Annotated in this window: 25 protein-coding genes and 2 pseudogenes; 26 read left to right on the forward strand and 1 reads right to left on the reverse strand. The window is 66.0% G+C overall.

The genetic code is table 11. The features are described 5' to 3' along the window. Positions 1–14: 14 nt before the first annotated feature. The 13 genes from argJ (at position 15) to ybeY (ending at position 10,408) form a co-directional block, all read left to right on the forward strand. On the forward strand, positions 15–1,250 hold the full coding sequence (gene argJ / locus ACMVY4_RS16185; RefSeq protein ID WP_416897030.1) for a bifunctional glutamate N-acetyltransferase/amino-acid acetyltransferase ArgJ: 1,236 nt from the start codon (positions 15–17) through the stop codon (positions 1,248–1,250). Beyond that, positions 1,247–1,669 (forward strand): (deoxy)nucleoside triphosphate pyrophosphohydrolase, encoded by a 423-nt coding sequence (locus ACMVY4_RS16190; protein ID WP_416897031.1) that lies wholly within the window; start codon positions 1,247–1,249, stop codon positions 1,667–1,669. The genes argJ and ACMVY4_RS16190 overlap by 4 nt, the downstream gene beginning before the upstream one ends. 64 nt (positions 1,670–1,733) lie before the next feature. Beyond that, positions 1,734–2,738: a tryptophan--tRNA ligase gene (gene trpS / locus ACMVY4_RS16195; protein ID WP_416897032.1), complete on the forward strand. Its 1,005-nt coding sequence runs from the start codon at positions 1,734–1,736 to the stop codon at positions 2,736–2,738. Between the two features lie 44 nt (positions 2,739–2,782). Further along, entirely contained in the window at positions 2,783–3,790 is a 1,008-nt protein-coding gene (locus ACMVY4_RS16200; RefSeq protein ID WP_416897033.1) for a DUF2333 family protein, read from the forward strand. Positions 3,791–3,843: 53 nt separating this feature from the next. Then, positions 3,844–4,329, forward strand: a complete 486-nt coding sequence (locus tag ACMVY4_RS16205) for a universal stress protein (protein WP_416897034.1) — start codon at positions 3,844–3,846, stop codon at positions 4,327–4,329. A gap of 100 nt (positions 4,330–4,429) precedes the next feature. Continuing rightward, positions 4,430–5,020: a malonic semialdehyde reductase gene (locus ACMVY4_RS16210; RefSeq protein ID WP_416897035.1), complete on the forward strand. Its 591-nt coding sequence runs from the start codon at positions 4,430–4,432 to the stop codon at positions 5,018–5,020. Beyond that, a complete protein-coding gene (gene tsaB, locus ACMVY4_RS16215; RefSeq protein WP_416897036.1) occupies positions 4,936–5,703 on the forward strand; it encodes a tRNA (adenosine(37)-N6)-threonylcarbamoyltransferase complex dimerization subunit type 1 TsaB in 768 nt (255 codons plus the stop codon). Before ACMVY4_RS16210 ends, tsaB begins: the two co-directional genes overlap by 85 nt. Continuing rightward, positions 5,700–6,137, forward strand: a complete 438-nt coding sequence (rimI, locus tag ACMVY4_RS16220) for a ribosomal protein S18-alanine N-acetyltransferase (protein ID WP_416897037.1) — start codon at positions 5,700–5,702, stop codon at positions 6,135–6,137. The genes tsaB and rimI overlap by 4 nt, the downstream gene beginning before the upstream one ends. A gap of 48 nt (positions 6,138–6,185) precedes the next feature. Continuing rightward, a complete protein-coding gene (locus tag ACMVY4_RS16225; RefSeq protein WP_416897038.1) occupies positions 6,186–6,626 on the forward strand; it encodes a Fur family transcriptional regulator in 441 nt (146 codons plus the stop codon). Between the two features lie 2 nt (positions 6,627–6,628). Then, the gene (locus ACMVY4_RS16230; protein ID WP_416897039.1) at positions 6,629–7,423 is read left to right on the forward strand and encodes a lysophospholipid acyltransferase family protein; all 795 of its coding nucleotides are present in this window, start codon (positions 6,629–6,631) and stop codon (positions 7,421–7,423) included. A 135-nt stretch (positions 7,424–7,558) separates the two neighbouring features. Then, positions 7,559–8,881 carry a tRNA (N6-isopentenyl adenosine(37)-C2)-methylthiotransferase MiaB gene (gene miaB, locus ACMVY4_RS16235; protein ID WP_416900330.1) on the forward strand — a complete coding sequence of 441 codons (1,323 nt, stop codon included), beginning with the start codon at positions 7,559–7,561 and terminating at the stop codon, positions 8,879–8,881. Positions 8,882–8,939: 58 nt separating this feature from the next. Further along, positions 8,940–9,890: a PhoH family protein gene (locus tag ACMVY4_RS16240; protein WP_416900331.1), complete on the forward strand. Its 951-nt coding sequence runs from the start codon at positions 8,940–8,942 to the stop codon at positions 9,888–9,890. Beyond that, positions 9,887–10,408, forward strand: a complete 522-nt coding sequence (gene ybeY / locus ACMVY4_RS16245) for an rRNA maturation RNase YbeY (protein ID WP_416897040.1) — start codon at positions 9,887–9,889, stop codon at positions 10,406–10,408. Before ACMVY4_RS16240 ends, ybeY begins: the two co-directional genes overlap by 4 nt. Before the next feature lie 62 nt (positions 10,409–10,470). Here the strand turns inward: ybeY and ACMVY4_RS16250 are convergent, their stop codons facing one another. Continuing rightward, the gene (locus ACMVY4_RS16250; protein ID WP_416897041.1) at positions 10,471–10,803 is read right to left on the reverse strand and encodes a hypothetical protein; all 333 of its coding nucleotides are present in this window, start codon (positions 10,801–10,803) and stop codon (positions 10,471–10,473) included. Between ACMVY4_RS16250 and ACMVY4_RS16255 the strand changes: the two are divergent. The 13 genes and pseudogenes from ACMVY4_RS16255 to pnp all read left to right on the forward strand — a co-directional run. Then, positions 10,687–11,244, forward strand: a pseudogene (locus tag ACMVY4_RS16255) (CBS domain-containing protein); the annotation flags it as partial. The gene ACMVY4_RS16250 and the pseudogene ACMVY4_RS16255 sit on opposite strands and share 117 nt — an antisense overlap. A gap of 70 nt (positions 11,245–11,314) precedes the next feature. Continuing rightward, positions 11,315–12,862, forward strand: coding sequence for an apolipoprotein N-acyltransferase (gene lnt, locus ACMVY4_RS16260; protein WP_416897042.1), 1,548 nt, complete (start codon positions 11,315–11,317; stop codon positions 12,860–12,862). 262 nt (positions 12,863–13,124) lie between these two features. Next, a complete protein-coding gene (locus ACMVY4_RS16265; RefSeq protein ID WP_416900332.1) occupies positions 13,125–13,571 on the forward strand; it encodes a helix-turn-helix domain-containing protein in 447 nt (148 codons plus the stop codon). A gap of 115 nt (positions 13,572–13,686) precedes the next feature. Next, positions 13,687–14,874 carry a methionine adenosyltransferase gene (gene metK, locus ACMVY4_RS16270; RefSeq protein WP_416900333.1) on the forward strand — a complete coding sequence of 396 codons (1,188 nt, stop codon included), beginning with the start codon at positions 13,687–13,689 and terminating at the stop codon, positions 14,872–14,874. Then, entirely contained in the window at positions 14,858–15,538 is a 681-nt protein-coding gene (trmB, locus tag ACMVY4_RS16275) for a tRNA (guanosine(46)-N7)-methyltransferase TrmB (protein WP_416897043.1), read from the forward strand. The genes metK and trmB overlap by 17 nt, the downstream gene beginning before the upstream one ends. A 161-nt stretch (positions 15,539–15,699) precedes the next feature. Beyond that, positions 15,700–16,251: a ribosome maturation factor RimP gene (gene rimP, locus ACMVY4_RS16280; RefSeq protein WP_416897044.1), complete on the forward strand. Its 552-nt coding sequence runs from the start codon at positions 15,700–15,702 to the stop codon at positions 16,249–16,251. A 4-nt stretch (positions 16,252–16,255) separates the two neighbouring features. Then, a complete protein-coding gene (gene nusA / locus ACMVY4_RS16285) occupies positions 16,256–17,839 on the forward strand; it encodes a transcription termination factor NusA (RefSeq protein WP_416897045.1) in 1,584 nt (527 codons plus the stop codon). A gap of 22 nt (positions 17,840–17,861) precedes the next feature. After that, complete coding sequence (locus tag ACMVY4_RS16290) at positions 17,862–18,485, forward strand: RNA-binding protein (protein ID WP_416897046.1); 624 nt, start codon at positions 17,862–17,864, stop codon at positions 18,483–18,485. After that, a complete protein-coding gene (gene infB / locus ACMVY4_RS16295; RefSeq protein WP_416897047.1) occupies positions 18,478–21,111 on the forward strand; it encodes a translation initiation factor IF-2 in 2,634 nt (877 codons plus the stop codon). The genes ACMVY4_RS16290 and infB overlap by 8 nt, the downstream gene beginning before the upstream one ends. Before the next feature lie 18 nt (positions 21,112–21,129). Continuing rightward, on the forward strand, positions 21,130–21,543 hold the full coding sequence (gene rbfA, locus ACMVY4_RS16300; protein ID WP_416897048.1) for a 30S ribosome-binding factor RbfA: 414 nt from the start codon (positions 21,130–21,132) through the stop codon (positions 21,541–21,543). Beyond that, positions 21,530–22,435, forward strand: coding sequence for a tRNA pseudouridine(55) synthase TruB (gene truB / locus ACMVY4_RS16305; protein ID WP_416897049.1), 906 nt, complete (start codon positions 21,530–21,532; stop codon positions 22,433–22,435). Before rbfA ends, truB begins: the two co-directional genes overlap by 14 nt. Positions 22,436–22,479: 44 nt before the next feature. Further along, positions 22,480–22,749: a 30S ribosomal protein S15 gene (rpsO, locus tag ACMVY4_RS16310; RefSeq protein ID WP_416897050.1), complete on the forward strand. Its 270-nt coding sequence runs from the start codon at positions 22,480–22,482 to the stop codon at positions 22,747–22,749. A gap of 127 nt (positions 22,750–22,876) precedes the next feature. Then, positions 22,877–25,052, forward strand: a pseudogene (gene pnp / locus ACMVY4_RS16315) (polyribonucleotide nucleotidyltransferase). Positions 25,053–25,102 lie beyond the last annotated feature (50 nt).

The raw sequence follows: 25,102 nt of genomic DNA on the forward strand, positions 1-25,102 counted from the left end.
ACGGGACCTGAACCATGCCCCACGCCGTTTCACCTCTCGCGCCCGAAACCCAGCCCGATCTGCCGCCGATCGCCGGATGCAGGGCCGGCGCCATTGCCGCCGGTCTCCGCTACAAGGGCCGCGCCGACCTGACGATGTTCGCCTTCGCGCCGGGCACCACGGTGGCCGGCGTGCAGACGACGTCCACGACGGCAGGCGCACCCGTGGTCTGGAACGACGACCGGCTGCCAGGGGGATCGGCAAGGGCGGTCATCATCAACGCCGGCAATGCCAACGTCTTCAACGGCGAGCAGGGCATGAAGGACGTTGCGGCCACCGCCGCAGCCGTCGGCGAGGCCATCGGCTGCGCCGCCGAGGAAGTCCTGGTCGCCTCGACCGGCGTCATCGGTCAGCTGCTGCCCATCGACAAGCTGCTGGCCGCCGTTCCGGGCCTCGCCGAGCATGTCCATGAGGACGGCTGGGCCGAGGCCGCGGGCGGCATCATCACCACCGACACCTTCGAGAAGCGCGCCACGGCGACGGCGCGGATCGGCAACGCGACGGTCACCATCAACGGCATCGCCAAGGGCTCCGGCATGATCGCGCCGAACATGGCGACGATGCTGGCCTATGTCGCGACCGACGCGGCTCTGCCTTCCGGCGTGCTGCGCGACCTGCTGGTCCCGATCACCGACCGCACCTTCAACTGCGTGACCGTGGACGGCGACATGTCGACCTCCGACATGTGCCTGCTGTTCGCGACCGGCATGGGGCCGGCGCATCCGAAGGTCGAAAGCGCTACCGACCCGGCCCTGGCGGATTTTGCGGAGAAGCTGGAAGCGATCCTCCGCGACCTCGCGATCCAGATCGCCCGCGACGGCGAAGGCGCGCAGAAGCTGATCACCATCGACGTCACCGGCGCCGAGGACGACCGGGCCGCCCGCGTTGTTGCGCTCGCCATCGGCAACTCGCCGCTGGTGAAGACCGCCATCGCCGGGGAGGACGCCAACTGGGGCCGCATCGTCATGGCGGTCGGCAAGTCCGGCGAGAAGGCCGTGCGCGACAGGATCGCCGTCCGCGTCGGCGGCGTCACCATCGCCCGCGACGGGGGGCCGGACCCGGACTACCGCGAGGAACAGATTACCGGGCACATGAAGGGCCGCGACATCCATATCGAGGTCGATCTCGGCCTCGGCGGCGGCAAGTCGCGCGTCTGGACCTGCGATCTCACCCACGGCTACATCGACATCAACGCCGACTACCGCTCGTGAAGCTGGTTCTCGTCGCGGCCATCGCCCTGATCGACGGTCAGGGCCGCGTCCTGCTGGCCGAACGGCCGGAAGGCAAGTCGATGGCCGGCCTGTGGGAGTTTCCCGGCGGGAAGGTCGAGCCTGGCGAAAGCCCCGAAGCCTGCCTTGTTCGCGAATGCGCCGAGGAACTCGGCATCGGAATCGACGCGGCCGATCTCAGTCCGCTCACCTTCGCCAGCCACGGCTATGACGACTTTCACCTGCTGATGCCGGTCTTCGCCTGCCGCCGATGGCAGGGCGAACCGCGGGGGCTGGAGGGACAGCGCATCGCCTTCGCCCCGGCAGAGAGGTTGTCCGACTACCCGATGCCGCCAGCCGATGCGCCGTTGCTGGAGGTCATCGCCGCGGAGATGGACCGGGCTGCAGCGGCAGCCGGTTGACCGCCGACCTCCTTCCGCCTACAGCAACGCCCCACCGACCATCCTTCCAGACGGAACTCCTGACATGGCGACAGGCCGAATCTTCTCCGGCGTCCAACCGACCGGCAACCTTCATCTCGGCAACTATCTGGGCGCGATCCGCAATTTCGTCCGCCTGCAGCATGACTACGAATGCATCTACTGCGTCGTCGACATGCACGCGATCACCGTCTGGCAGGACCCGGCCGAGCTGAAATCCACGACCCGCGAGGTGGCCGCCGCCTATCTGGCCGCCGGCATCGATCCGAAGCAGTCGATCATCTTCAACCAGTCCCAGGTGGCGGCCCATGCCCAGCTGGCCTGGATCTTCAACTGCATCGCCCGGATGGGCTGGCTCAACCGCATGACGCAGTTCAAGGAGAAGGCTGGCAAGCACCGCGAGAACGCCTCCGTCGGGCTGTTCGTCTACCCGAACCTGATGGCGGCCGACATCCTTGCCTACAAGGCGACCCACGTGCCCGTCGGCGAGGATCAGAAGCAGCATCTCGAGCTGTGCCGCGACATCGCGCAGAAGTTCAACAACGACTTCGGCGTGGAATATTTTCCGATCACCGAGCCGCTGATCCTGGGCGCCGCGACCCGCGTCATGAGCCTGCGCGACGGCTCTTCGAAGATGTCGAAGTCCGATCCGTCGGACAATTCCCGCATCAACGTCACCGACGACGCCGACACGATCGCCAGAAAGATCCGCCGTGCGAAGACCGATCCGGAGCCTCTGCCGGAGACCCGCGAGGGGCTGAAGGACCGGCCCGAGGCCGACAACCTGCTGGGCATCTGGGCGGCTCTGTCCGAACAGACCAAGGACGAGGCCGTCGCCGAGTTTGCCGGCGGTCAGTTCTCCGAGTTCAAGCAGCGTCTGGCCGATCTGGCGGTCGAGAAACTCTCGCCAATTGCCGACGAGATGCGCCGCCTGATGGCCGAACCCGACCATGTCGACGCCGTTCTGGCCGACGGCGCCGCGCGGGCCGATGCCATCGCGCGGCCGATCCTGGACGAGGTCAAGGACATCGTCGGCTTCTTGCGTCAATAGGTCCCCCTCCCCATGTCCCGGACGGGCAAGGAAGGAATCACCGCATGAGCGACATTGGCGCAGACCGGCGAGAACGGCTGAACGGAGAGGCGCGTCAGCAGATCAAGGGGGCCGGCCGGACGAAGAAGGTCGTGAAGGCCACCTGGAAGCCCCTGCTGGCCGCGATCGTCGTCTTTGCCGCCCTCTACTACCCGGTCGGCATGTTCATCGTGCACAAGATCGACGACAATCTCGACTTCCGCGCCGAGCCCGCCGACGTACAGACGGGCCAGTCCTACGCCGTCGCAACCGCCGCGGCGCTGATCGACCGGGAGGTCCGGGTGAACGCCTGGACGCCGAACGATCCGTGGTTCTATCCCTCCGCCGGCCTGGACAACATGCCGAACTTCCAACTTGGAATCGTCGAGGCGCTGAGCCGCTTCGGCGTCGAGATGCTGGACCAGATCGGCCGCGTCCGCGGATCCTCGGCCGCCGACCCGGATCTGCAGGACGCCGCGGGCCGGCTGAAGATCTCTGGCGAGAAATGGACCTGGAACCCCTCGGTCTCGATCTGGCCCGCCACCCCGGCCGAGAGCGAGTACCGCGAGGCCTCGCTGCGGCTGAACCGCTACAATGACCGGCTGCTCAACGGCAACGCCGTGTTCGAGCGGCGGGTGGACAACCTGCAGGTGACCATCGAGCGGATCGCCGCCGATCTCGGTTCCGCCAGCCAGGCGATCGACGATCACGTGCGCGAGCATGCCGGCGGCTGGTGGTTCGACTATCAGGTCGACGACGAGTTCTACCGGATCAAGGGCAAGTCCTACGCCTATTACCTGATGCTCCGCGACCTCGGCCTCGACTTCGAGGGTGTGCTGGCGGAAAAGAACATGACACGCACCTGGAACGAGATGCTGTCGGTCATGCGCACGCTCGCAGGCATGGATCCGCTCGTCGTCCTGAACGGCTCGCCCGACGGTCTGATCTTCCCCAGCCACCTGGCCACGCAGGGCTTCTACCTGCTTCGCGCCCGGACCAAGCTGAAAGAGATCTCCAACATTCTGTTGAAATAGGCGGCGGCCAGACCACACACTGCCTGTCCGTTACAACTGCCGGCAGTCCGCAAATGAGCGATTCCGAAGGCCAGATCCGCAATTTCCTGGTCGTCGTCGACGACACGCCCGAATGCCGTCTGGCCATGCGCTGGGCGGCCCGCCGGGCGATGCGTCTGGACGGCGGCGGCGGCGTCGTGCTGCTGCGCGTCACGGAGCCGCCCGACTTCCAGCACTGGATGGGCGTCGGCGAACTGATGCGCGAGGAAGCCCGCGAGGAAGCCGAGCAGCTGCTGACCAATCTGGCCAAGGAGCTGCTGGAAGGCACGACCCTGACGCCGCAGTTCGTCATCCGTGAGGGCGACCTGGCCGAACAGGTGCAGTCCGTGATCGACGACGACAAGTCGATCCGCATCCTGGTGCTGGGCGCCAGCGCCGAATCAGGCGGCCCCGGCCCCCTGGTCAAGCGTTTCGCCGGCGAACGGTCCGGCACGCTGCGCATTCCGGTGACGGTCGTACCGGGCACACTCAGCCGCGACGACGTCGACATGCTGAGCTGAGCAGACCTCTCCTGCCGAAGGCGCGGTTCCGCTCGTCCGGACGGTGCGCTATGAGAAGCCCACGCCGCCGACAGATCCAGTCAGTATCAGGAGACCCCCCGTGAGTTCGATCCTCAGCGACGCCGGTATGGACCTCATCTTCCGGGAAGCCCGCACCCACAATGCCTGGCAGGACAAGGCGGTGCCCGAAGTGACGCTGCGGGCGGTCTATCATCTGATGCGGTACGGCCCGACCAGCGCCAACGGTTCGCCGGCCCGCCTGAAGTTCCTGGTCTCCGACGAGGCCAAGATTCGCCTGAAGCCTGCGCTGTCGGACGGCAACATGGCCAAGACCATGGCCGCGCCGGTCTGCTGCATCGTCGCCTACGACACGCAGTTCAACGAGTTGCTGCCGCAGCTGTTCCCGCACGAACCGGATGCGAAGAGCTGGTTCGACAACCCGAAGAACCGTGAGACGACGGCCTTCCGCAACGGCACGCTGCAGGGCGCCTATCTGATCATCGCCTGCCGTGCGCTCGGCCTCGACTGCGGGCCCATGAGCGGCTTCGACAATGCCAAGCTGGACGCCGAGTTCTTCCCGGACGGCCGGCTGAAATCCAATTTCCTGTGCAATATCGGCTTCGGCGATCCGGCGGGCCTGTTCGACCGCAGCCCGCGTCTGGAGTTCGAAGAAGCCTGCGAGATCCTCTGATAGGCCCGATCCTCGGCATCGACACCGCAACCGATGCCCTGTCGGTCGCCATCGGCGACGGCAGCGGGATCGCCTTCTCCGCCTTCCAGCGCCGCAGACGGGGCCATGCCGAGGCCCTCGCCCCGCTGATCCACCGCGCCCTGACCGCCACCGGCCTCGCCGCCGCAGACCTGTCTGCAATCGGCGTCACGGTCGGCCCGGGCACATTCACCGGCCTGAGGATCGGCCTCGCCGCCGCGCGCGGCATGCGGCTGGCGCTGAAGCGACCGCTGACCGGCGTATCGACGCTTGAGCTCATCGCGGTCCGGGCCACCGCGCGCTGGCCGGACCGTCCGGTCCTCGCCGCCCTGGACGCCCGCCGGGGTCAGGTCTACGCACAGTACTTCCGGCGAGCGGACGGCCCCTGGCCCGAAGCATGGAGCGCCCCGTTCGCCGCCCCGGCGGCGGCCGCTGCCGATCTGCTGCGGTCCGGCAGCGTGATCGCCGGCAACGGCGCTGCCCTGGTGATCGCCGAAACAGACGGTGCGGCGATTATCGCCGACAACACGGTCGCGCCGGATGCGGCAGACCTGGTTCGCCTTATCTCGCACCGTCCGCCCGGGTCGGCCATCGCGCCGCCGCCAGCCCCTCTCTATCTCAGGGCAGCGGACGCCGTGCCCGCCAGACCGGTGCTGCGCCGGTGAGCGGCATCGAACGCTGCCGCTCGGCGGCCGTTCTCGCCGCGCTGCACGGCGAATGTTTCCCGAGCGGCTGGGAGGAAAGCGCCATTGCGGACCTGCTGGCGATGCCCGGAGCCACCGCATGGATCGCGACGGTCGAGGACAAGCCGGAAGGCTTCGTGCTGCTGCGGCAGGCCGCCGACGAGGCCGAGATCATAACCATCGGGGTACGTGCCGAATCGCGGCGGCTCGGGCTTGCACGCGCGCTGCTTCGCGCCGCCGCCGACGACCTGATCGGGTGCGCGCGCCTGTTTCTCGAAGTCTCGGAGAAGAACACCGGCGCCCGGAAATTCTACGAGTCCGCCGGGTTCAAGGAAGCGGGCCGCCGCCGCGCCTACTACGCCGACGGATCCGATGCGATTGTCATGGTCGTTGCGCTCCCGATTTCTTGCGGCTGAAAGGACCCGAAGCTATACAGCCTCAGGGGACTGGAAAAGGATCAGCGCATGTCGGGAAACGACGAACCCTCGCGGCTTGAGCAGAAGTGCATCGAAATCGGCATGCGGATGACCGATCAGCGCAGGATCATTGCGCGCGTGCTCTCGGAGGCCGAGGATCACCCGGACGTCGAGCAGGTCTACCAGCGGGCGAGCGGCGTCGATCCCAACATCTCGATTGCCACGGTTTACAGGACGGTCCGGATGTTCGAGGAAGCCAACATCCTCGAACGACACGACTTCGGCGACGGGCGTTCCCGTTACGAGGAAGCGACCGGCGATCACCATGACCATCTGATCGACGTGAATTCCGGCGAGGTGATCGAGTTCCGCAACGAGCGGATCGAGGAGCTTCAGCGCGCTGTCGCGCAGGAGCTCGGCTACGATCTGGTCGACCACAGGCTCGAACTCTACGGGACCCGTCGGAACCGGGACACCAACAAGGCCTGAAATTGGGCGTCGTCCGTATCATTGCCGTCATTCTGGCCATCGTCGCGATGACCCTTGTGCTGGTGCCGTTTCAGCTTGCCGGCATCATCACCAATTCGCGTCTGGCCGTCTGGGTGCCACTTATATGGCACCGGCTGGCGCGCCGTCTGCTGCGGATCCGCATCCGCGTCATCGGCAGTCCGGTCACCAGGGAACCGGCGCTGTTCGTCAGCAATCATGTCTCATGGGTCGACATCGTCACCATGGGCGCCACCCTGCCCGCGTCCTTCGTCGCCAAGTACGAGGTCGGCACCTGGCCCGGCATCAAGTATCTCGCCAACCTGCAGCGCACCATCTATGTCAGCCGCGACCGCAAGACGGCCGAACTGGAACGCAAGAAGATGACCGGGCGGCTGGAGCGCGGCGACAGCCTGATCCTGTTTCCGGAAGGCACGTCCTATGACGGTCTGCGCATCGGCGAGTTCCGCACCGCCTTCTTCTCCCTCGCGGACCTGCGCCCCAACGACAAGCCGCTGAAGGTGCAGCCCTTTTCGGTGACCTATACCAAGGTCGACGGGTTTCCGGTTTCGCGACGGTCCATGGACAAGGTCGCATGGTACGGCGACATGGATCTGGCCCCGCATCTCGCCGACTTCATCACCGGCGGCCCCTATGAATGCACGCTGACCTTCTTCGAGCCGGTCAGCATGGAAGCGATGGGCAACCGCAAGCAGCTCGCCCGCCATTGCCGGGACAGGATCGTCCAGGGCAACTCGGATGCGCTCTCCGGGGTGCACAGTCCAATTGCCCGGACTTGACAGGATGGGTCGCATCTCTAGTTTCGAATTTTGTTCCGGGCGGGCCGGCACGCACACCGCGATGGCCGGTCATGCGAAGCTGAACGACGGTCGCGTTTGACGAAGAACCTGTACATCAAGACCTACGGCTGCCAGATGAACGTCTACGACTCCGAGCGTATGGCGGACGTCCTGGCGCCGCTCGGCTACCGAACCGTCGATACGCCGGACAATGCCGACATGGTCATCCTCAACACCTGCCACATCCGCGAGAAGGCCGCCGAGAAGGTGTTCTCGGAACTCGGCCGCGTGCGCCAGATGCAGGACCGGCGCCGCGCCGGCGGCGAGGACATGGTCATCGGCGTCGCCGGTTGCGTGGCGCAGGCGGAGGGCGAGGAGATCGTCCGCCGGGCGCCCTTCGTCGACATCGTCTTCGGACCGCAGAGCTATCACCGGCTGCCCGAAATGGTGGCCCGCGCCGCGCGCGCCAGCGGCAGAGCCGTGCTGGAAACCGATTTCGACGTGGTCGAGAAGTTCGACCGGCTGCCGAAGACGCCGCCAGCCGGCAGCGGTCCGGCCGCTTTCCTGACCGTGCAGGAAGGCTGCGACAAGTTCTGCACCTTCTGCGTGGTTCCCTATACCCGCGGCGCCGAATACTCGCGGCCGGCCGCCGACATTCTGGACGATGCGCGCCGGATGGCCGCCGCCGGGGTCTGCGAGATCACCCTGCTGGGTCAGAACGTCAATGCCTGGCATGGCGAAGGCCCGGACGGCGGCGACTGGAGCCTCGGCCGCCTGATCCGCGAACTGGCGGGGATACCCGGGCTTGCCCGCATCCGCTACACCACCTCGCATCCGCTGGAAATGTCGTCGGAACTGATCGCGGCCCACCGGGACGTGGCCGAACTGATGCCCTACCTGCACCTGCCGGTTCAGGCCGGGTCGGACCGTATCCTGCAGGCCATGAACCGCCGTCACGATCGTGACACCTATTTCCGTATCATTGACCGCCTGAGGGAATCGCGCCCCGATCTGGCGCTGTCCGGCGATTTCATTGTCGGCTTCCCCGGGGAGACGGACAGGGACTTCGAGCAGACCATGGATCTGGTCAGGCGAGTCGGCTACGCGCAGGCCTATTCGTTCAAGTACAGCCCGCGGCCGGGCACGCCGGCCGCAGCCCTCGGCGCCCAGGTGCCCGAGGATGTGAAATCGGCGCGTCTGCAGGCGCTGCAGGATCTGCTGAACAGCCAGCAGCTGGCGTTCAACCGGACTTCCGTCGGACGCACCATGGACGTGCTGCTGGAGCGCAAGGGCCGCGTCGACGGTCAGCTGGTCGGCCGCAGCCCTTACATGCAGGCCGTCCACGTCGCCGCGCCGGCGCACCGGCTCGGCCGCATCGTTCCCGTGACGATTGCCGAAGGCAAGGCCAACTCCGTCTCGGGGCACATTCCCGCAACCCATGCCGAGGACGCTGCATGACATCTGATCGGACGCCGTCTTGAGCGAACGGCCCGGTAGCCTGCCCGACCAGGGCGGCATGATCGTGGATTTCGACGACAACACACTGTTGTCGGCCCTATTCGGCGATCACGATCAGAACCTTGTGCGTCTGGAACAGCAGCTCGGCGTGTCGCTGACCACACGCGGCAACCGCATCCTGATCGGCGGCGAACCCGACCTCTGCCAGCGCGCCCGCGGCATCCTGCAGAGCCTCTACCAGCGGGTCGTGCAGGGCCAGAACGTGGGACGGCGCGAGATCGATGACGCGATCCGTCTCGGAGAGGACAATATCGATGCCGGCGGCGTGGTCATCCAGACACGCAAGCGGACAATTCAGCCCCGTTCGCCGAACCAGATCCACTATGCCCGCAACCTGCTGGAGCACGAACTGGTCTTCGGCATCGGTCCGGCCGGCACCGGCAAGACCTATCTGGCCGTCGCTGCCGCGGTCTCGATGATGCTGGCGCGCCAGGTCGACCGGATCGTGCTCTCCCGTCCAGCGGTCGAGGCCGGCGAGCGGCTCGGCTTCCTGCCGGGCGATCTGCGCGAGAAGGTCGATCCCTATCTGCGCCCGCTCTACGACGCGCTCTACGACATGCTGCCGGCCGAGCAGGTGGCGAAGAAGCTTGAGACCGGCGAGATCGAGGTTGCGCCCCTCGCCTTCATGCGCGGCCGGACCCTGGCCAACGCGTTCGTCATCCTGGACGAGGCGCAGAACACGACGCCGGTCCAGATGAAGATGCTGCTGACCCGCATCGGCGAGAATTCCCGCATGGTGATCACCGGCGATCTGTCCCAGGTGGATCTGCCCCGTGGGGTAAAGTCAGGCCTGAGGGAAGCCATGGAAGTACTTCGGGACATTGACGAAATCAAGTTCGTTCACTTCGATGCCCGTGACGTGGTCCGGCATCCGCTGGTGACGCGGATCGTCAACGCCTATGCCCGGCAGCCCGAACTGTTCGACACCTCCGGCGAGGACCGTGAATGAACGCATCCACGGCTGCCGCAGCCGGAACGCTCCGGCTGGAGGTGATTTCAGACAGCGGCGACTGGCCGGACCTCTCGGACCTGTTCGAGCGCGCGGCGGCGGCGGCGTGGCGGCGCGTCGGCGAAGGCGATGCCGAAGCCAGCCTGGCGCTGATGGACGACGCTTCCGTGCGCCGTCTCAACCGGGAATTCCGCGGCAAGGACAGCGCGACCGACGTGTTGTCCTTTCCCGCCGATGACAGTCCCGTACCCGGCGACGACGACAACATGCTGGGCGATATCGCCCTGGCGTTTGAAACCGTTTCTCGTGACTCGGCCCTTGAGAACAAGAGCTTCGAGGACCATGTGGCTCACCTGCTTGTTCATGGTATCCTTCATCTGATGGGATACGACCACGAACACACGGAAGACGCAGAGGAAATGGAAGACATCGAGAGATCCATTCTGTCGGATCTCGGGATCGGCGATCCCTATCTCGACCGGTCATCCCGGACCCAGGAATTGAATGCACATCCATGAGCGACCCTTCTTCGAGTAGCGCCCCCGCGGAAGGCGGGGAAAATGGCGACACCGGCGACCAGTCAGGTCTCGGCAGCTGGTTCGGCGGCTTGCTGAAGTCGCGCAGCAAACAGCGAAACGGCGAGAACGGATGGCGTGAGAGCATCGAGGAGATCCTCGAGGAACACGCGGAATCGGGCGAGCACGAGTTCGGCGAGGAAGAACGCCTGATGCTCGCCAACATCGTTGCGCTCGGCAGCAAGCGGGTCGATGACGTGATGGTCCCACGAGGCGACATCGTGGCGGTCGATATCAGCCTGCAGCTTTCGGATCTCGTCGCCCGGTATCTGGAGGCGCCGCACAGCCGTCTGCCGGTCTACAAGGACCAGCTGGACGACATCATGGGCATCCTGCACATCAAGGATCTTGTGAAGTACTGGGGCCAGAGCGGCGCCATCGACCTGCGCAGCATCCTCCGCGCGCCGCTGGTTGTGCCCCCCTCAAAGCCGGTCATCGATCTGATGGTCGAAATGCGGGCCAACCGGCGTCACATGGCGATCGTCGTCGACGAGTATGGCGGCGTCGACGGTCTGGTGACGATCGAGGACCTGATCGAGGAAATCGTCGGCGATATCCGCGACGAGCACGACAACGAGGTGGAGCCCGCCTTCAAGGAAAATGCGGACGGCACGATCGATGTCGATGCCCGATTCGAACTCGAAGAGTTCGAGGAGCGCGTCGGCTGCGATCTGCTCGCCGACGAGGAAGACGAGGAAATCGACACCCTCGGCGGCTTCGTCTTCGTGGCGCTCGGCCGCGTGCCCAAGCGCGGCGAGGTGATCCGGCACGACTGCGGTCTGGAGTTCGAGGTCGTCGAGGCCGATGCGCGCCGGATCCATCGGCTCAGGGTCCGCCGCGACGGTCAGAATGCGGTGGCGGAAACGGCGAGAGCCGGCCGGCGTGACATCGAACCCGGCCGGGGCCAGGCCGCGAAACCGGCTGGCGCTGGCGTTTCTGCTCGGCGCGATCACAACGCTTGTCTTCGCGCCCTTCCACATCCTGCCGCTCGGCTTTCTGGGTTTTGCCGGTCTTCTGTGGCTGCTGAGCAAGTGCGGTCGGACGCCCGAGGCTTTCTGGACCGGCTGGTTCTTTGGCTGGGGTCACTTCATCGCCGGGCTCTACTGGATCGCGTCAGCCTTTCTGGTCGAGCCCGAAAAGTTCGCCTGGATGATCCCGTTTCCGACACTCGGCCTGCCAGCGCTGCTCGCGTTGTTCACGAGCGCGGCCACAGCACTCGCGTGGCGGGTGGCGCCCACGGGCTGGCGGCGGCTGCTGGCACTGGCCGCCGCATGGACGCTCGCCGAGATGGCGCGCGGCTGGGTGCTGACCGGATTTCCATGGAACCTCGCCGGCTACGCCCTCGGCGCGCATCACCTTCTGATGCAGCCGGCGGCCTGGGCCGGCGTCTTCGGGCTTTCCTTCCTCGCCGTCCTGGGCTTCGCGGCGCCCGCATTGCTGGCGGGCCAGAACCGGTCGCCGCGTGCCGCAGGGGCGGCCCTGGCCTTCGTTGCCGTGATACTCGCCGCCGGGGCGTTGCGGCCCGAACCGGCCGTCCATGCGCCCGGTGCCGAGCCTGTGTCCATCCGTATTGTCCAGGGCAATATCCCGCAGCGGGAGAAATGGCGCCCTGACAGGGTCGAACCGAACTTCCGGATGCTGCTGGAGATGAGCCGCGGGTTCGATGGCGACCTTGTGATCTGGCCGGAGACCGCGGCAACGTTCCTGCTCTCCCGGGCGCCGGGTCCGCTGGCGGCCATTGCCGGCGTGGCCCCGCCAGGCGGCCATGTCGTGACCGGCGCTCCCCGCGTCGAGGACATTGGCGGCAATGAACGGTTCTACAATTCGGCGATTCTGATCGGATCCGACGGCCGCATCGCCGACAGCGCCGACAAGCACCACCTGGTCCCGTTCGGCGAATACCTGCCCATGCGCGCCGTGCTGCAACGTATCGGGCTCGACAAGCTAGCCCAGGGACGGGGCGATTTCACAATCGGCGCGGAAGACGAGGTTCTCGTCGCCGGCGATCTGCCGCCGGCCGCCCTTCTCATCTGCTACGAGGCAATCTTTCCCGCCCGCGCCGCACGCGCCGATCGTCCCGGCTGGCTTTTGAACCTGACGAATGACGGATGGTTCGGGGAGCTGACCGGACCCGATCAGCATTTCGACATGACCCGTTTCAGAGCCGTCGAGCAGGGCCTTCCCCTGATTCGTGCCGCGGGGACGGGCATATCTGGAATCATAGACGCCTACGGCCGGATTCAGGGCGTAATACCCCTTGGCACCAAAGGTGTTCTTGACGGTATTCTGCCACCGCCCGCTAGTGAAACTCTCTTTGGTCGAACAGGCTCGATACCCGTTCTTGTAATCGCAATTCTACTACTGGTTGTTTCGGCCCTGCCGCGGCGCGGAAACTGAAACCTGGCGGTCCGTCGTGCCCTTTCACGGGGCGGAGACTTTCCGTTAACCAAATAAATAAAGTCTTTCGCAGCAAACTAGAGTCAATATTCAGCGCTGGTTCAACCATTAGACGAGTCCAGACAGACGCCCTATCCTTGCATCAGTACGACCGAATTCTTGACGCTGCGAAATTCCAAGCTTGACCAGTGAAACCCGCGGCAGCATAGAAGGGCGCGCTTACGGAACGAAAGGGCGTGAGCACGACGTTGCGGGGGAAACGTTGTGCCGGAAGAACGGAAAGGAATATTCGTTGGCAGAACACCCGCACCCCGTGGACATACATGTCGGCAGTCGTGTCCGCCTGTGCCGCACCCTCAAGGGACTGAGCCAGCAGAAACTCGCCCAGGCTCTTGGATTGACTTTTCAGCAGGTCCAGAAATATGAGCGCGGCGCCAACCGCATTGGCGCCAGCCGACTTTTCGAGTTGAGCCAGATTCTCGAGGTTCCGCCGTCCTTCTTCTTCGAAGGCGCCGACGAAGCCATTGGCGACGGCAGCGCCGCGTCAGGGCTGTCCGAAGGCGGTCAGGCCCCGTTCGATACCGAACAACTGTTCCGCCGCGAGATCCTGGAACTGGTCCGCGCCTATGACCGGATTCCCGAACCGACCGTGCGCAAACGTCTGTTCGAACTGGTGAAGGCGATCGCCAACCAGTCGTCGGAGAACTGAACCCCTCCTGTCGCTGCGCCTGAACCGCGCAGCGCCCTCTTGCGCTTGACCCCGCCGGAATCGCTTGTCAGAAAGCACGCTCGATTTCGATCCGGGCCGCCGAGCCCGCCTGTCCATGGGAGGGGCAGCATTGCCGCGTCAGAACTATCTCTTCACCTCGGAGTCGGTTTCGGAAGGTCATCCGGACAAGGTCTGCGACCGCATCTCTGATGCGGTTGTTGACCTTTTCCTCGGCGCCGAACCGGATGCACGTGTCGCCTGCGAGACTCTGACCACGACGAATCTGATCGTGCTGGCGGGCGAGACGCGCGGCCCCTCGAGCATCACGCCGGAACTGATCGAGGAGACGGCGAGGCGGGCCGTGAAGGACATCGGCTACGAGCAGAACGGCTTCCACTGGAAGACCGCCAATGTGCATGTCTACCTGCACCCGCAGTCGGTCGACATCGCCCAGGGCGTGGACGCTTCGGGCAACAAGGACCTCGGCGCCGGCGACCAGGGCATCATGTTCGGCTATGCCTGCCGTGAGACCGACGAGCTCATGCCGGCCCCGATCTACTTCTCGCACCGGATCCTGCAGTCCATGGCCCAGGCCCGTCACTCCGGCGAACGCGCCGAGTTCGGACCGGACGCCAAGAGCCAGGTCACGCTGCGCTATGAGAACGGCAAGCCTGTCGGCGCGACGTCGGTCGTCGTGTCGACCCAGCACGCGGACGGTCTCAGCCAGGAGGATGTCCGGGAGCTGGTGCGCCCCTTCGTCGAGGGCGCCCTGCCCGACGGCTGGATGTGTCCGGAGGACGAGTTCTACGTCAATCCGACCGGCAAGTTCGTCATCGGCGGCCCGGACGGCGACGCCGGCCTGACCGGCCGCAAGATCATCGTCGATACCTATGGCGGCGCGGCCCCGCATGGCGGCGGCGCCTTCTCGGGCAAGGACCCGACCAAGGTCGACCGCTCGGCTGCCTACGCGGCGCGCTACCTGGCCAAGAATGTCGTCGGCGCAGGCCTCGCGGAACGCTGCACGATCCAGCTTTCCTACGCCATCGGCGTTTCCAAGCCGCTCTCTGTCTATGTCGACCTCTACGGCACGGGCGAGGTCGAGGAAGCGAAACTGGAAAAGGCGCTTACCCAGGTCATGGATCTGAGCCCCCGCGGCATCCGCCAGCATCTCGACCTGATGCGTCCGATCTACGAGCGGACGGCTGCCTATGGCCATTTCGGGCGGACCGCCAATGACGACGGCGGCTTCTCCTGGGAGCGGCTCGATCTGGTCGAAGCGCTCAAGGATGCCTGCAAGGTCTGACACGGACCGGCCCGCCGGACCGCCCTTCCGATTCTACGGCCGCCGGCGGGGCAAGCGTCCCAGCCGGCGCCAGGAAGAGCTGCTCGAATCCCTGCTGCCGCAGTTGGGGCCCGATCCGGCGCGCCTGCCGGAAGGTACCCTGTGGCTGGAGATCGGTGCGGGCGGCGGGGAACACCTGTGCGCCCAGGCGGCGAAAAATCCGGACGTCACCCTGATCGGCTGCGAACCCTTCCTCGAGGGCGTCGCCAAGACTCTGGCGACCGTGGAGGAGCAGGAACTGGGCAATGTGCGCCTGCACGCGGAGGATGCCCGGCCCTTCCTCGAGGCGCTGCCCGAAGCCTCGATCGAGCGATGCTTCCTGCTGTTCCCCGATCCATGGCCGAAGCTGCGCCACCACAAGCGGCGCTTCGTGAACCCGGCGAATCTGGACCGGCTGGCGCGGGTCATCAGGCCCGGCGGGCAGTTCCGCATCGCCACCGACCACATGGACTATGCACGCTGGATCCTGCCGCGCATGCTGGCCCACCCCGCATTCGAATGGACCGCCGAGCGTGCGGACGACTGGCGCTGCCCCCCGGCCGATCACGTGACGACGCGCTACCAGCAGAAGGCCGAAGAGAAGGGCGACTGGCCGCTGTTTTTCGATTTTCTGCGCGGGGCTTGATTGCCGGGCCGAAATCCATATTATCCGGCACACACCAGCAAACGCTGTTAGAGCGTCAAGATGGGTGGGCCGCTGGCCCACTTTTTTGTTTCTGCGGAGCGGACGCCTCGCGATTCCGGCTCTGACAGGCAGGTGAGCAAGGCAGGATATCTACGGACGGCATGTCGCAGGGTCTTACGGAGCGGATTTCGGAGCTGATCGGACCGTCGCTTGAGGCGATGGGCTTCGATCTGGTGCGCGTCCGCTACACGGGCGGCGGACGGCCGATCCTGCAGATCATGGCGGAACGGTCCGAAGACGGTCAGATGGGCATCGATGACTGCGAAAGCGTAAGCCGCGCGGTCTCGGCGATCCTGGATGTCGAGGACCCGATTTCGGATGCCTACAATCTCGAGGTCTCGTCGCCAGGCGTCGACCGGCCCCTGACCCGGCCGAAGGACTTCGAGCGTTATGCCGGCTTCGACGCGAAGCTGGAACTGTCGCACCCGGTCGACGGCCGCAAGCGGTTCAAGGGTGTGCTGAAGGGATTTTCGGACGGTTCGGTCGCGATGGATGTGGCCGGCGTGTCCGAGGCGGAGGCCGCGATGCGGTTTCCGCTCGGCGAGATCGCCGAAGCAAAACTGGTCCTGACGGACCGACTGATCGAGGCAAGCCTGCGCGAGAGCAAGGCCCGGGAGAAGGCCAGGTCCGAGCAGACCGAGGATACGGAGTAAAGAAATGGCGGTGACAACGGCAAACAGGCTGGAGCTGCTGCAGGTCGCGGACGCCGTGGCACGCGAGAAGTCCATCGACCCCGAGATCGTGGTCGAGGCGCTGGAGGAAGCCATCCAACGGACAGCAAAGGCCACCTATGGCGCCGAACACATGATCAGCGCCCAGATCGACCGCAAGACCGGCGATATCAGCCTCTGGCGTCTGCGCGAGGCGGTCGAGGACATCGAGGATGCGGCCACGCAGATCCCGCTGAGCGAGGCGCAGGAGATGAACCCGGACGTCGAGGTCGGCGATCTGATCTCCGAGCCCCTGCCCCCGATCGACTTCGGTCGCGTCTCGGCCCAGTCGGCCAAGCAGATCATCTTCCAGAAGGTCCGTGACGCCGAACGCGAGCGCCAGTTCGAGGAATACAAGGACCGCAAGGGCGAGATCATCAACGGGCTGGTCAAGCGCGCCGAGCACGGCAACGTGGTCGTCGACCTCGGCCGCGCCGAGGCGGTGATGCGCCGCGACGAGCTGCTGCCGCGGGAAACCTTCCGTCCCGGCGACCGGGTCCGAGCCTACATCCTGGACGTCCGCCGCGAGAACCGCGGCCCCCAGATCTTCCTGTCGCGCACCCATCCGAACTTCATGGCGATGCTGTTCGCCCAGGAAGTGCCGGAAGTCTATGACGGCATCATCGAGATCCGCGCTGTCGCCCGCGATCCGGGCAGCCGCGCCAAGATCGCCGTGATCAGCCACGACAGCTCGATCGATCCGGTCGGCGCCTGCGTCGGCATGCGTGGCAGCCGCGTCCAGGCCGTCGTGAACGAACTGCAGGGCGAGAAGATCGACATCATTCCCTTCACCTCCGATCCGGCGAGCTTCATTGTCAGCGCGCTCGCGCCGGCCGACGTGATGAAGGTCGTCCTCGACGAGGACCAGAACAGGATCGAGGTGGTGGTGCCCGACGACCAGCTGAGCCTGGCCATCGGCCGCCGCGGCCAGAACGTCCGCCTCGCCTCGCAGCTTTCCGGCTGGGATATCGACATCCTGACCGAGGAAGAGGAATCGGAGCGCCGTCAGCAGGAGTTCAAGGAACGCTCCGACATGTTCATCGAGGCGCTGGACGTCGACGAGATGATCGCGCAGCTGCTGGTGGCCGAAGGTTTCGACAGCGTCGACGAAGTCGCCTTCTCGCCTCTGGAGGAACTGGAGGAGATCGAGGGCTTCGACGCCGAGGTCGCCGAGGAGCTCCAGTCCCGCGCCCAGGATCACCTGCTCCGCATCGAGCAGGCCCATGACGAGAAGCGCAAGGAGCTGGGCGTCGAGGATGACGTCGCCGCCATCGAGAAGCTGACGCCGCACATGCTGGTCAAGCTGGGCGAGGCCGGTGTCAAGACGCTGGACGATCTCGGCGACTTCGCGTCCGAGGAACTGATTTCGGACAGCGACGCGCCGCTGCGGGAGTTCGATCTCACACTTGACGACGCCAACGAGATCATCATGTCCGCCCGTGCGCATTGGTTCGACGACAAAGAGGAAGTGACCGCCGGCGAAGGCGAAGGCGGTGGTGACGAAGCCGTGGAAGAGGAGGCACAGGCCTGATGCCGGGCCGGCGGAGCGAACCATGGTCAAGCGTGCGGACAGGGATGCGCCGGAACGGCGCTGCATCGTAACCGGCGCGAGCGGCGACACCGCCGCCATGATACGCTTCGTTCTGGATCCGGACGGCGTCGTGACGCCGGATCTGGAGGAAAGACTGCCCGGACGCGGCGCGTGGCTGCTTGCAGACCGCGACGTGATGTCGAAGGCGGTGGCGAAGAACCCCTTCCCCCGCGCCTTCAGGACGGCCGCGAGGCTGCCGGACCAGTTGCCGGACCTGCTGACCGGCCTGCTGCGGCGGCGTTGTCTGGACCAGCTGGGACTGGCAAACGGCGCCGGGCAGCTGACGGCGGGCTACGAGAAGGTCCGGGAAGCCTCGGAACGGGGACCGGTCGGGGTGATGATCGTCGCCGCCGACGGCGGAGACACGGCCCGGTCGAGAGCGGTAAAAATGGCGTGGGACGCACCGGTTGTCTCGCTGTTCGACCGCGAGGATTTGAGTTTGGCCTTGGGCCGAGAAAATGTGGTACATGCTGCGGTCGCGCCGGGGCGGCTTGCGGAGAAATTTGTTCGGGATGCGGAACGGCTCAGACGAGCCGAGGGCGCGCCCGACAATGGGGTAACGAAGAAGCGGATCGTAGATGACTGAACAGAAACAATCTGGCGACAAGAAGACCTTGACGGTAACCCCGCGTGGCGGACGGCTCGAGTTGAAGAAGCGGTCCGACGGCGGCGCCGTGCGCCAGGGCAGCGGGCGGAGCGCCCGGAATGTTCAGGTCGAGGTGAAGAAGAAGCGTGGCGTCAAACGCGATGGCACTCCGGAAGTGCGCCCTGCCGGCGATCAGGCCGAAGAGCCCCGGGCGGATGTCGCCAAGATCGTCCGTCCGAAGAAGGATACGCCGGCTGCCGAAGAGCGAACCGACGGCCGCGCCCGTCTGGAAGCCCGCAAGGACCGGGTGGTCCTGCCGCGCCTGACCGACGACGAGAAGGCCGCCCGCCTGAAGGCGCTGAAATCGGCAAAATCGGAGGAAGCGGACCGCCGCGCCAAGGCGCGCGCAGACGCTGAACGCCTGGCCGCCGCCGAAACCAAGCGCAAGGCCGACGAAGAGGCGCTGCGCAAGGCCGAAGAGGAAGCGCAGCGGAAGGCCGAGGAAGAGGCGGAAGCCAAACGCAAGGCCGAGGAAGAAGCCAAGAAGAAGGCCGACGACGAAGCTGCCCGCCGCAAGGCCGTGCTTGAAAAGGCGCAGCAGGCCAGCGAGCAGCGCCAGTCCGCAGAGGGCGAGACCGCCGAGGACGAAGACCGGGCCCGAAAGGGACGCCCCGGGACCCCGCCGGCCAACAAGCCCGGCGCCAACCGCGGCAAGCCCGGCGGCTCCCGTCGTCGCAGTGGCAAGCTGACGATTTCCCAGGCGCTGGACGACAGCGGCGAGAAGCAGCGGTCGCTGGCCGCCATGCGCCGCCGCGCCAGCCGCGAGAAGCGTGAGGCCCGCGGCGGCGGCCAGGAAGCCGTCGGCCGCGTCATCCGCGAAGTCGTGGTGCCCGAGGCGATCACGGTCAGCGAACTGGCCAACCGTATGGCCGTCCGTGGCGGCGACGTCGTCAAGGCGATGATGAAGATGGGCGTCATGGCGACCATCAACCAGACCATCGACGCGGATACCGCGGAACTGGTGATCGAGGAGTTCGGTCACCGGATCAAGCGCGTCTCCGAGACCGATGTCGAAGATGCGATCGTGCCGCCGAGCGATGCGGACGACAGCCTCTCGGCCCGGCCGCCGGTGGTCACCGTCATGGGCCATGTCGATCACGGCAAGACGTCCGTGCTCGACGCCCTTCGCAAGACCGATGTGGTCCGCGGCGAGGCCGGTGGCATCACACAGCATATCGGCGCCTACCAGATCACGACCGAGGCCGGCGCGAAGATCACCTTCATCGACACGCCGGGCCATGCGGCATTTACGTCGATGCGCGCCCGCGGCGCCAAGGTGACCGACATCGTGGTCCTGGTCGTTGCGGCCGACGATTCGGTGATGCCGCAGACCATCGAGGCGATCAATCACGCCCAGGCGGCCGAAGTGCCGATCATCATCGCTGTCAACAAGATGGACAAGCCGGAGGCCAACCCCTCCCGCGTGAAGCAGGACCTGCTGCAGCACAACATCGTGGTCGAGGAAATGGGCGGCGAGCAGATCGCCGTCGAGATCTCCGCGCTCCGCGGCGACGGTCTCGACGAGCTGATCGAGGCCATCACCCTGCAGGCGGAAATCCTGGAACTGAAGGCCAATGCCGACCGGGCTGCCAACGGCACGGTCATCGAAGCCCAGCTTGAACAGGGCCGCGGCGCCGTCGCCACCATCCTGGTGCAGGGCGGCACGCTGAAGGTCGGCGACATCTTCGTTTCCGGCTCGACCTGGGGCCGCGTCCGCGCCCTGGTCGACGACCAGAACAACCGTCTCGACGAGGCCGGCCCGTCGATGCCGGTCGAGGTTCTGGGCTACCAGGACGCGCCGTCGGCCGGTGACGACTTCGTCGTCGTCGATTCCGAAGCGCGCGCCCGCGAGGTTGCCGAGGTCCGTACCCGCCGCGACAAGAGCCAGCTGGCCGCCGCCGGCAGCCGCGGCACGCTGGAGCAGATGCTCTCGGCGATCAAGGAAGGCCAGGCGGCCGAGGTGCCGATCCTGGTGAAGGGCGACGTGCAGGGTTCCGTCGAGGCCATCGTGGCCGCGGCCGAGAAGCTGTCGACCGACGAGGTCAAGGCGCGCGTCCTGCACGCCGGCGTCGGCGGCATCACCGAGACAGATGTCGGGCTGGCCAAATCGGCCGGCGCGGTGATCCTCGGCTTCAATGCCCGCCCGAACAAGCAGGCCCGCGAGGCCGCCGAACGCGACGGCGTCGATATCCGCTACTACAACGTCATCTACGAACTGACGGACGAGCTGCGGGAGATGATGTCCGGCGAACTGGCCCCGGAGACCAAGGAGATCAATCTGGGCACGGCCGATGTCCGCGCCGTCTTCAACGTCTCCAAGGTCGGCAAGGTTGCCGGTTGCCTCGTCACCGACGGCGTGGTCAAGCGCGGCGCCCATTACCGCCAGCTGCGCGACGGCATCGTGCTCCACGAGGGCGTCATCGCCACCCTGAAGCACTTCAAGGACGACGTTGCCGAAGTGCGCCAGGGCAGCGAATGCGGCATGTCCTTCCAGAACCATCAGGACATCCAGGAGAACGACCAGATCGAGGTCTACGAAGTGCAGCAGATCGCCCGGACCCTGTAACGGGTCCGGACGAGCTGCATGGGAGTATCCATGCGCCACCACCGCAAGAAGACCGACGGGCCGGGCACCCGCCAGCTGCGCGTCGGCGAACTGGTGCGTCACGCCATCGTCGAGATCCTGAGGCGCGAGGAGATTCAGGATCCCTCGGTCGCCGGGCGTTCGATCACAGTGACCGAGGTCAGTCTGTCGCCGGACCTGCGCAACGCGACCGTCTTCGTAGAACCGCTGGGCGGCCGTGACGTCGAAGAGGTGCTGGCCGGCCTCAACCGGTCATCGCGCTTCGTCGCCGGCCGTGTGGCTAAGTCGGTGAAGCTGAAATACGCCCCCACCCTCGCCTTCCGCCGCGACCACAGCTTCGATCACGCCCAGCACATCGACGGCATCCTGCGCTCCGGCGCCGTCAAGCCCGATCTGGACGATGGCGCGTCGTAGGAAGGGGCTGGACATCAACGGCTGGCTTGTCCTGGACAAGGCTGTCGGCCCGACCTCCACAGACATGGTCAACCGCGTCCGCTGGCTTCTGAAGGCAAAGAAGGCCGGACATGCGGGCACACTCGATCCGCTGGCCAGCGGGATCCTGCCGATCGCCTTCGGCGAGGCGACCAAGTGTATCCACCTGTCCATGGACGCCGAGAAGACCTACGAGTTCACGGTGCGTTGGGGTGTCGAGACCACCACCGACGACGCCGAGGGCGCGCCGGTCGAGACGAGCGCCGAGCGGCCGGACGAGGCCGCCATCCGCGCCGCCATGCCCGGCTACACCGGCATTATCAGTCAGCGTCCGCCAGCCTTCTCGGCGATCAAGGTCGATGGTGAACGCGCCTACGACCTGGCCCGTGACGGAGAGCCACCGGAACTGGCGCCGCGCGAGGTCGAGATCTTCGATCTCGAACTGACCGGAATGCCCGATCCGGACCACGCCGCGTTCCGGATGGTCTGCGGCAAGGGCACCTATGTGCGCAGCCTGGCCCGCGACCTCGGCCGCGATCTCGGATGCTTCGGACACGTCAGTGCTCTCCGCCGCACTGCCGTCGGCGCCTTCAGGCTGGAAGGCGCGATTTCGCTGGCGGATTTCGAGAGCCTGTGCGATAAGCGCGCCGGCCATGAGGCCCTTTTGCCTGTCGAGACCGCGCTGGACGACATCCCGGCTCTGGCCCTGACGGGGGAACAGGCGAACCGCTTGCGTAACGGTCAGCCTGTGCGGGTCCTCAACTTCACGTCTCCGGACGATCAGATCCTCTGCGTCATGCACGATCGAAAGCCCGTGGCGCTGGCGCGCTATCGGGCGGAAATGGTCGAACCGGTGCGTGTTTTCAATCTCTGACCGGCCCGACGGCCGGTCCGATACAAACGAGATGGAGTAACCCGATGTCGATTACTGCGGAACGCAAGTCCGAACTGATCAAGGAATACGCCAAGGGCGACGCCGACACCGGATCGCCCGAGGTTCAGGTCGCGATCCTGACCGAGCGGATCGTCAACCTGACCGAGCACTTCAAGACCCACAAGAAAGACAACCATTCCCGCCGCGGCCTGCTGAAGCTGGTCTCGAAGCGGCGGTCGTTGCTCGACTACGTCAAGTCGAAGGATGAGGCGCGCTACCGCGAGCTCATCGGCCGTCTCGGCATCCGCCGCTGACGGCCACTGACGTCCGGCGCAGGGGCGTCGGGCGACAGGACCGGGATTTCGGGGCGCGGAACGCAAGGGCGATCCGCGCTGCCCGGTCCAGGACCAGCCCGGGACGGGCTGAAAGAAGGTAAGCTAGATGTTCGATATACACCGTAAGGAAATCATCTGGGGCGGGCGCAAGCTGGTCCTGGAAACGGGCAAGATTGCCCGGCAGGCCACCGGCGCCGTGATGGCGACCTATGGCGAGACGATGGTGCTCTGCACCGTCGTCGCCAACAAGCAGGCGAAGCCCGACCAGGACTTCTTCCCGCTGACCGTGAACTATCAGGAAAAGGCATTCGCCGCCGGCAAGATCCCGGGCGGCTTCTTCAAGCGTGAGGCGCGTCCCTCGGACCACGAGACCCTCACCTGCCGCCTGATCGACCGCCCGATCCGCCCGCTGTTCGCCGGCGGCTTCAAGAACGACACCCAGATCATCTGCACCGTGCTGCAGCACGATCTGGAGAACGAGGCCGATATCGTCGCGATGATCGGCGCCTCCGCGGCGCTGACCATTTCCGGCCTGCCCTTCATGGGTCCGCTGGGCGGCGCCCGCGTCGGCTTCATCGACGGCGAGTACGTGCTGAACCCGACCCTGGACCAGATGGCCGACAGCCGCCTGGACCTGGTCATCGCCGGCACCGGCGATGCCGTGATGATGGTCGAATCCGAGGCCGACGAGCTCTCCGAGGACGAGATGCTGAAGGCTGTCATGTTCGGCCACAACGCCTATCAGGAAGTCATCGACGCGATCATCGGCCTGGCCGAGCGCGCGGCGAAGGAACCCTGGTCCGAGCCGCCGGCGCTCTACACCGACGAGCTGGCCTCCAAGGTTGCCGACATTGCGCGCGACGACCTGGTCGCCGCCTATGGCATCCGCGAGAAGACCGGCCGCCAGGACGCGGTCTCGGCCGCCAAGTCCAAGGTCAAGGAGGCCCTGGCCGGCAACGAGGAAGGCGATATCGCCGTCTCGTCGGCGTTCAAGGACCTCGAGAAGAACATCGTCCGCACCTCGATTCTGGACACCGGCACCCGCATCGACGGTCGCGACACCTCCACGGTGCGCCCCATCGACTGCGAAGTCGGCGTGCTGCCCCGGGCCCACGGTTCGGCGCTGTTCACCCGCGGCGAGACCCAGGCCCTGGTCGTGACCACGCTGGGCACCGGCCAGGACGAGCAGATCATCGACGCACTGGCGGGCGAGAGCCGACAGCACTTCATGCTGCACTACAACTTCCCGCCCTACTCGGTCGGCGAGACCAGCTTCCGCCTCGGCCCGGGACGTCGTGAAATCGGTCACGGCAAGCTGGCCTGGCGCGCCGTGCATCCGCTGATGCCGGCGAAGGAGGACTTCCCCTACACGATCCGTGTGGTCTCGGAAGTCACCGAGTTCGAACGGCTCCTCCTCGATGGCGACGGTGTGCGGCACCTCGCTGGCGATGATGGATGCGGGCGTGCCGCTGCGCCGCGCCGTCTCCGGCATTGCGATGGGTCTGATCCTGGAGGGCGAGCGCTTCGCCGTCCTGTCCGACATCATCGGCGACGAGGATCACCTGGGCGACATGGACTTCAAGGTCGCCGGCACGTCCGAAGGCGTCACCTCGCTGCAGATGGACATCAAGATCGCCGGCATCACCGAGGAGATCATGACCATCGCTCTGAAGCAGGCGCATGAGGGCCGTGCCCACATCCGTGACTGCATGACCAGCGCGATCTCCAGCGAACGCACCGAACTTCGCGACACCGCGCCGCGCATTTCGGTGATCAAGGTTCCGACCGACAAGATCCGCGATGTCATCGGCACCGGCGGCAAGGTGATCCGCGAGATCACCGAGACCACCGGCTGCAAGATCGACATCGACGACGACGGCACCGTCAAGGTGGCTTCCAGCGACGGCGACGCCGCGAAGAAGGCCCTGGACTGGATCCACTCGATCGTCGCCGAACCCGAGGTGGGCGCCGTCTACCAGGGCAAGGTCGTCAAGATCATGGATTTCGGCGCCTTCGTGAACTTCTTCGGCAGCCGCGACGGCCTCGTGCACGTCTCGGAAATGCAGGAAGGCCGCACCGAGAAGGTCTCGGACGTGGTCGAGGAAGGCAAGGAAGTCTGGGTCAAGCTGCTGGACATGGACGACCGCGGCAAGTTCCGCCTGTCCATGCGCTACGTCAATCAGGAGACCGGCGAGGAAATCGAGGGCGTCGAGCCCCTGCCCCAGCGCGAGCGCTCGGGCGGTGGCGGCGGCAAGGGACGCCGTCCGCGCCGCAACGACTGATCTGCACCTGCAGGACTGAACTGGAGAGCCCCGGCGTTCACGCGCCGGGG

The sequence above is a fragment of the Minwuia sp. genome (genome assembly GCF_048007105.1).
In the GTDB taxonomy this organism is placed as follows: domain Bacteria; phylum Pseudomonadota; class Alphaproteobacteria; order Minwuiales; family Minwuiaceae; genus Minwuia.